The 6,986-nt window shown below is 73.4% G+C and carries 6 protein-coding genes; 2 read left to right on the forward strand and 4 right to left on the reverse strand.

Going from position 1 to position 6,986, the window contains the following annotated elements:
* Window positions 1–13 precede the first annotated feature (13 nt).
* Both G3I40_RS01510 and G3I40_RS01515 read right to left on the reverse strand, forming a co-directional pair.
* A complete protein-coding gene (locus tag G3I40_RS01510; protein WP_164300323.1) occupies window positions 14–847 on the reverse strand; it encodes an oxidoreductase in 834 nt (277 codons plus the stop codon).
* A 162-nt stretch (window positions 848–1,009) separates the two neighbouring features.
* Window positions 1,010–1,975, reverse strand: a complete 966-nt coding sequence (locus tag G3I40_RS01515; RefSeq protein ID WP_164300318.1) for an NADP-dependent oxidoreductase — start codon at window positions 1,973–1,975, stop codon at window positions 1,010–1,012.
* A gap of 69 nt (window positions 1,976–2,044) precedes the next feature.
* On the opposite strand from G3I40_RS01515, the gene G3I40_RS01520 reads away from it, so the two are divergent.
* Window positions 2,045–3,040: a helix-turn-helix domain-containing protein gene (locus tag G3I40_RS01520; protein WP_164300319.1), complete on the forward strand. Its 996-nt coding sequence runs from the start codon at window positions 2,045–2,047 to the stop codon at window positions 3,038–3,040.
* 71 nt (window positions 3,041–3,111) lie between these two features.
* Here the strand turns inward: G3I40_RS01520 and G3I40_RS01525 are convergent, their stop codons facing one another.
* Together G3I40_RS01525 and G3I40_RS01530 are read right to left on the reverse strand one after the other, a co-directional pair.
* Window positions 3,112–5,178 carry an NAD(+) synthase gene (locus tag G3I40_RS01525; RefSeq protein WP_164300320.1) on the reverse strand — a complete coding sequence of 689 codons (2,067 nt, stop codon included), beginning with the start codon at window positions 5,176–5,178 and terminating at the stop codon, window positions 3,112–3,114.
* Window positions 5,179–5,236: 58 nt separating this feature from the next.
* Window positions 5,237–5,803: a TetR/AcrR family transcriptional regulator gene (locus G3I40_RS01530; RefSeq protein ID WP_164300321.1), complete on the reverse strand. Its 567-nt coding sequence runs from the start codon at window positions 5,801–5,803 to the stop codon at window positions 5,237–5,239.
* Window positions 5,804–5,903: 100 nt separating this feature from the next.
* On the opposite strand from G3I40_RS01530, the gene G3I40_RS01535 reads away from it, so the two are divergent.
* Window positions 5,904–6,980 (forward strand): DUF4037 domain-containing protein, encoded by a 1,077-nt coding sequence (locus G3I40_RS01535; protein WP_164300322.1) that lies wholly within the window; start codon window positions 5,904–5,906, stop codon window positions 6,978–6,980.
* The last annotated feature ends 6 nt before the right edge of the window (window positions 6,981–6,986 follow it).

Raw genomic sequence — 6,986 nt, forward strand, 5'->3', positions numbered from 1 at the left:
GGCGGGGCAGGGGCTAGGCGTCGAACGCCGTCGCCCGCGCGACCTTCTCCCACGCCGCGATCTCGCCGCGCACCGTGTCGAGGTGGCCGACGACCGCGTCCACGCCGTCGTTGCCGAGCGGCAGGTGCAGCGGGGTCTCCTCTGCCGCCAGGGCGGCGAGGATCGCGGCGGCGGCCTTGGCCGGGTCGCCGGGCTCGTTCCCGGCGCGGGCCGCGTCGTCGATCATGGTGCGGGTCGCGCCGACCGTCGGCGCGTAGTCGGGGATCTCGGTGCTCGCCGTCGTGCCGTTCATCAGGTTCGTGCGGAACGCGCCCGGCTCCACGACCAGGACCTTGATCCCGAGCGGCGCGACCTCCGCCGCCAGCGCCTCCGAGAACCCCTCCAGGGCGAACTTCGTGCCGCTGTACGCCGAGAACCCGGCGAACGACATCTGCCCGCCCATGCTGCTCATCTGCACGATCGCCCCGGACCGCCGCTCCCGCATGTGCGGCAGGACCGCCCGCACCAGCGCGGCAGGGCCGAAGAAGTGCAGTTCGAAGAGCGAGCGCAGCTCGTCCTCCGTGGTCTCCTCGGCGGCGCCGACGTGCCCGCGGCCCGCGTTGTTCACCAGGACGTCGATGCGGCCGTGCCGGGCGACGACCTCGGCGACGGTGGCCCTGACGGCCGCGCCGTCGGTGACGTCCAGCGCCAGCGCCTCCACCCGGCCCGGGTGCGCCGCGACCAGATCGGCCAGCGCCTCGGGCCTGCGGGCGGTGGCCACGACGAGGTCCCCCTCGGCGACGGCGGCCGTGGTGAAGGCGCGACCGAAGCCGCTGTTGGCGCCCGTGATCAGCCAGACCTTGCTCATCGTCAACCTCAACTCCTCTGCGGGACCCGGCACTTCCGGGCTCCGCGATGAGCACAGCCTCGCCGACCATCCGGGCCGCCGTCCAAGACCTTTGGCCATAACCATGGGTTATGGCCAAAGGCGTCAGGTGTCAGGCGTCAGGCGTCACGAGTGGCACGAGCGTCACGGGCGGACGGTCAGCACCAGCTTGCCCGTGACCCGGCCCGTCTCGCCCTCGGCGTGCGCCTTCGCGGCGTCCGCGAGCGGATGGGTGCCGGAGACGTGCACCCGCAGCTGCCCCGACTCGACGAGCGAGGCGATCGCGGTCATGCCCGCCTGATCGTGCTCGACGAGCATGTCCTGGGCCCGCACGCCCAACTCGGCGGCGCGCGCGGTGACGTCGCCGAAGCCGCCCGGCAGGATCGAGACGAGGATGCCGCCGGGCCTCAGGACCTCCAGTGCGCGCAGCCGGTCCTCGCCGCCCAGCGGGTCGAGCACCACGTCGATGTCGCGGGCCTCCTTCACGACGTCCTGGGTGCGGTAGTCGATGACCTCGTCGGCGCCGAGGGAGCGGACGAAGTCGTGCTTGGCGGCGGACGCCGTCCCGATGACGTACGCGCCGCGCGCCTTGGCGATCTGCACGGCGACGTGCCCCACGCCACCGGCCGCCGCGGGCACCAGCACCCGCTGCCCGGGGCGCACCTGGGCGATGTCGACCAGGGCCTGCCAGGCGGTGAGGGCCACCAGCGGGATCGCGCCCGCCTCGACGTGGCTCAGCGCGGCGGGCTTGGGCACGAAGGCGCGGGCGGGCCCGGTCACGTACTCGGCGTGCGAACCGGCGCCGTACGGGTAGGGCAGCATGCCGAACACCTCGTCGCCCGGCTGGAACAGCGCGACCCCGAGCCCGACCGCCTCGACGACGCCCGACACGTCCCAGCCCAGGGTGAACGGCGGCTCGCCGAGGAAGGCGCCGAAGCGGCGGTGCTTCCAGTCGGTCGGGTTCACGCCCGCCGCGTGCACGGCGACGAGGATCTGGCCGATGCCGGGCTCCGGGCGCTCGGTCACGATCTCCGTGAGGACGTCGGGCTCGCCCAGCGTCTCCTGGCTGACGGCCTTCATGGTGGGTGCGGTGTCCGTGGTGTTGGTCATGGATCCAGCTTGCGGTGCGCTCCTGAGCTGGGCAATGGCAAGATGGCCAGTAAGCGATAGAATCGTGCCATGTCATCGATCGCCTTCCGCGCCGAGCGCCCGCACCGTGTCGTCGTCCTCGCCCTGGACGGGGTCTACGCCTTCGAGCTGGGCATCCCGAACCGGGTCTTCGCCAGTGTCGGCGGGGAGTACGAGGTGGTGACCTGCGCGGTGAGCGACGACCGCACCGTGCGGACCAACGCGGACTTCACGATCACCGTCGGGCACGGTCCCGAGGCACTGGAGACGGCGGACACGGTGGTCGTGCCGCCGTACGACATGGACCGCATCACCGCCGACCTGCCGGAGCCGGTGCGGGCCGCGCTCGCCCGGATCAGGCCCGGCACCCGGATCGTGTCCATCTGCACGGGCGCGTTCACGCTCGCGGCGGCGGGACTGCTCGACGGGCGGCCGGCCACCACGCACTGGGCGCTCGCGGGCATGTTCCGCCGGATGTTCCCCCACATCGCCCTGGACCCGGACGTGTTGTTCATCGACGACGGCGAGATCCTCACGTCCGCCGGTGCCGCGTCCGGTGTCGACGTCTGCCTGCACGTGGTCCGCTCCGACCACGGCAGCGCCGTCGCCAACCGGGTCGCCCGGTACTGCGTCGTCCCGCCGTGGCGCGAGGGCGGCCAGGCCCAGTACATCGAGCAGCCCGTCCCCGACGAGGGCGCCACCGGCACCGCCGCCACCCGCGCGTGGGCCATAGAGCACCTCGACCGCCCGCTGGCGCTCAGGGAGCTGGCCGCGCACGCCCGGATGAGTCAGCGCACCTTCGCCCGCCGCTTCCAGGAGGAGACCGGAACGAGCCCCGGCCGCTGGCTGATCCAGCAGCGGGTGCACCGGGCCCGCCACCTCCTGGAGACGAGCGACCTGCCCGTCGACCGCATCGCCGCCGACGTCGGGTTCGCCACCGGCACCTCGCTGCGCCAGCACCTGCACGCGGCGATCGGGGTGTCCCCGCAGGCGTACCGGCACACGTTCCAGATCAAGGACAAGGGCAAGGTCCCGGCCGGCCGTTGACGATGGGGCGGCGGGCCGCCGGGACGGCCCCGAGCGGCCCGCGCGTCAGGGAGCCGGGGACGTGAGGGACGTCAGGAGGCGCCGCCGGCGCTGTCGTCCGGCCACTCCCAGCGCTCCAGGTCCCGCAGCCACGCCTTCGCGCTGCCGTCGGACGGGGCGCGCCAGTCGCCGCGCGGCGAGAGCGAACCACCGGCCGAGACCTTCGGCCCGTTCGGCATCGCCGAGCGCTTGAACTGCGCGAACGCGAAGAAGCGGCGGCAGAAGTACTCCAGCCAGTGCCGGATCTCCGGCAGTGCGTAGGCCTTGCGGTCGGCCTCCGGGAAGCCGGGCGGCCAGGCGCCCGCGTCCTGGTCACGCCAGGCGTGCCACGCCAGGAACGCGATCTTCGAGGGCCGCAGCCCGTACCGCAGGACGTAGTAGAGCGTGAAGTCGTGCAGCGCGTACGGCCCGATCTTGTCCTCGGTCGACTGCAGTTCCTCGCCCGGCACCAGCTCCGGGCTGATCTCGGTGTCGAGGATCGCGGTGAGGACCGCCCCGGCCTCGTCCCCGAACTGCCCGCTGCTGACGACCCACCGGATCAGGTGCTGGATCAGCGTCTTGGGCACGCCCGAGTTCACGTTGTAGTGGCTCATCTGGTCGCCGACGCCGTACGTGCACCAGCCGAGCGCCAGCTCGGAGAGGTCACCGGTGCCGAGCACGATGCCGCCGCGCTGGTTGGCGAGCCGGAACAGGTAGTCGGTGCGCAGACCGGCCTGCACGTTCTCGAAGGTGACGTCGTACGCCGGCTCGCCGTCCGCGAACGGGTGGCCCATCTCCTTCAGCATCAGCCGCGCGGTGTCGGTGATGTCCAGCTCGGCGGCGGTGACGCCGAGCGACTTCATCAGCGCGTGGGCGTTGGACTTCGTGTGCTCGCCGGTCGCGAAGCCCGGCATGGTGAAGGCGAGGATGTCGCTGCGCGGCCGCCCCGCCCGGTCCATGGCCCGCGCGGCGACGATCAGGGCGTGCGTCGAGTCGAGCCCGCCGGACACCCCGATGACGATCTTCGGGCCGCCGATGGCGCCGAGGCGCTGGACGAGCCCCGAGACCTGGATGTTGTACGCCTCGTAGCAGTCCAGGGCGAGCCGCTCGGGGTCGGCGGGCACGAACGGGAACCGCTCGATGCGGCGGCGCAGGCCCAGGTCGGTGCCGGTCGGCGGGGCGAGCGTGAAGGAGACGGTGCGGAAGTCGCCGGTGCGCGCGGCGTGCGTCCTGCGGTTGTGGTCGAAGGTGCCCATCCGCTGGCGCTCCTGGCGCAGCAGGTCCAGGTCGATGTCGGCCACCGCGTGCTCGTCGCCGAGCGGGAAGCGCTCGGTCTCGGCGAGCAGCACGCCGTTCTCGTAGATCATGGCCTGGCCGTCCCAGGACAGGTCGGTCGTCGACTCCCCGCGCCCGGCCGCCGCGTAGACGTACGCGGACAGGTAGCGGGCGGACGCCGAGCGGCACAGCAGCTTGCGGTCCTCGGCGCGGCCGACGGTGATCGGGCTGCCCGACAGGTTCAGCACGACGGTGGCGCCGGCGAGCGCGGCCTCGGCGCTCGGCGGGACCGGCACCCACATGTCCTCGCAGATCTCCGTGTGCAGCACCAGACCGGGCACGTCCTCGGCGGCGAACAGCAGGTCCACGCCGAAGGGGACCTCGACGTCCACGCCGCCGACCCGGATCGTGCCGCCGCGCTCGTCGTCGCCCGCGGCGAGCTGCCGGGGCTCGTAGAACTCCCGGTAGTTCGGCAGGTACGACTTGGGGACGACGCCCAGGATCCGGCCGCGGTGGATCACGACCGCGCAGTTGTAGACGCGGTGGCGATGGCGCAGCGGGGCGCCGACCACGAGCATCGGCAGCAGGTCGGCGGTGCCGGCCACCACCGTCGCGAGGGCCTGCTCGACCTCGTCGAGCACCGCGTCCTGGAGGACCAGGTCCTCCAGGGAGTAGCCGCACAGGCCGAGCTCGGGGAAGAGCGCGACGGCGGCCCCCTCCTCGGCGCAGCGGCGGGTCTGGCGCAGGACCGCCTCGGCGTTGGCGGGCGGGTCCGCGACGGCGGCGTGGCCGGTGCAGGCGGCGATCCGCGCGAATCCTTGGGCATAGAGCGACCGGAAGTTCACCCGGCCATCATGTCAACCGCGCCGGACGGCTGCGCGCGGGGCCCGGCGGTCGGAGCGGTCACAGCAACCTGTCGACCAGTGCCTCGACGTACTCCGCGGTGAGCGGACTCGCGCCGAACAGGACGCGGATGTACATCGGGGCCATGACGTGGTCGAAGAAGTCCTGTGCGTCGGGCGGTCGTTCGCCGCGGTCGCGGGAGCGGTCGAGCATGGAACGGAACTGCCGGCCGCGCTCGGCGAGGAGGCCGTCGCGCGCCTGCGTGCCCTGCGGGCCGGTGTCGGACAGGGCGACGGCCAGGCGGAGCAGTGCCGGTCCGTCGGGTCCGGTGATCTCGCGGGCCACCGTGGCGGCGTAGGTGTGCAGGTCGCCGGAGAGGCTGCCGGTGTCGGGCATCGGCGACCGCGTGTTGAGCCGGGTCAGCGTCACGTCGGTGAGCAGCGCTTCCAGGCTTCCCCACCGGCGGTAGACGGTGGTGTCGGCCACGCCCGCGCGGGCCGCGACCTCGCCGACGGTGAGACTGCCGTATCCCCGCTCGGCCACCAGGTCGGTGACGGCCTGGTGCACTGCCGTGCCGACGCGGGCACTGCGCCCGCCGGGCCGCCGGGATCGCTGTCGCTCGTCCATGCCCTCATCTTAACGCAGCCACTGGTCGCCTTTAGGGGTGCGGGGTCGCAGGCCGCAATTCGCTGGCCCGCGCCGCCGCCCCGCCGTCACAGTGGTGGGCATGATCGGCGAGCGGCCCCCTGCCTTCCTGCCCGGACTCGCACTCTCCCGGATCCTGTACGAGGAGGGGGTGCGGCCCGTCCTCGACGCCGCCCTGCCGGGCCTCGCGTACGCGGCGGCGCGCGTCGGCTCCGGCTCGGAGGTGCTCGGCCACGACACGCCCCGCTCGGCGGACCACGAGTGGGGGCCGCGGCTGAACCTCTTCCTCACGGACGAGTCCGACGACGGGCTCGCGGACGAGATCCGCGAGTTGCTCGCCGCCCGGCTCCCGAAGCACGTGCGCGGCTGGCCCACCCACTTCCGCCGCGACCCCGGCAACCCCCTCGACCCGGTGTCCGGACACATGACGCCGACCGAGGGCCCGGTCGACCACCGGGTCTCCGTGGACCGCGTCGGAACCTGGCTGGCACGTCAAGTGGGCGACGCGCAGGGTCAGTTGACGTCGACGGCCTGGCTCGCCGTCCCGCAGCAGCGGCTCTTGGAGGTCACCGAGGGCGCCGTCTTCCACGACGGGCCCGGTGCGCTCACCGCCGCGCGCGCCCGGCTCGCCCGGTACCCCGACGAGGTCTGGCGCTACGTGCTGGCCTGTCAGTGGCAGCGGATCTCGCAGGAGGAGGCGTTCGTCGGGCGCTGCGCGGAGGTCGGCGACGACCTCGGCTCGGCGGTCGTGGCGGCCCGGATCGTGCGGGACCTCATGCGGCTGAGCCTGCTGCTCGCGCGCACGTACGTCCCCTACGGCAAGTGGCTGGGCACGGCCTTCTCGCGGCTCCCGGTCGCGGACCGGCTCACCCCGTCGCTGCGCGGCGCCCTGGCGGCGACGGCGTACCCGGACCGGGAACGCCATCTGTGCGACGCGTACGAGAGGGTCGGCGCGCTGCAGAACGACACCGGCCTCGCCGCGTACGTCGACCCGGCGCGACGCCCGTACCACTCCCGCCCGTTCCAGGTCCTGCACGCCGACCGCTTCGCGCGGGCGCTGGCGCGTACGCTCACGGACCCGGCCCTGCGCGAGCGGCCGCTGACGGGCGCGGTCGACCAATGGGCGGACAGCACCGACTACTTGGCGGCGATGCGCTGACGGGGG

This window comes from Streptomyces sp. SID14478 (assembly GCF_010548525.1).
GTDB lineage: Bacteria > Actinomycetota > Actinomycetes > Streptomycetales > Streptomycetaceae > Streptomyces.

Bases quoted from the DNA above. Each gene is read 5' to 3' on its own strand.
- G3I40_RS01510 (WP_164300323.1), bottom strand. From the start codon at position 847: ATGAGCAAGGTCTGGCTGATCACGGGCGCCAACAGCGGCTTCGGTCGC.
- G3I40_RS01515 (WP_164300318.1), bottom strand. From the start codon at position 1,975: ATGACCAACACCACGGACACCGCACCCACCATGAAGGCCGTCAGCCAG.
- G3I40_RS01520 (WP_164300319.1), top strand. From the start codon at position 2,045: ATGTCATCGATCGCCTTCCGCGCCGAGCGCCCGCACCGTGTCGTCGTC.
- G3I40_RS01530 (WP_164300321.1), bottom strand. From the start codon at position 5,803: ATGGACGAGCGACAGCGATCCCGGCGGCCCGGCGGGCGCAGTGCCCGC.
- G3I40_RS01535 (WP_164300322.1), top strand. From the start codon at position 5,904: ATGATCGGCGAGCGGCCCCCTGCCTTCCTGCCCGGACTCGCACTCTCC.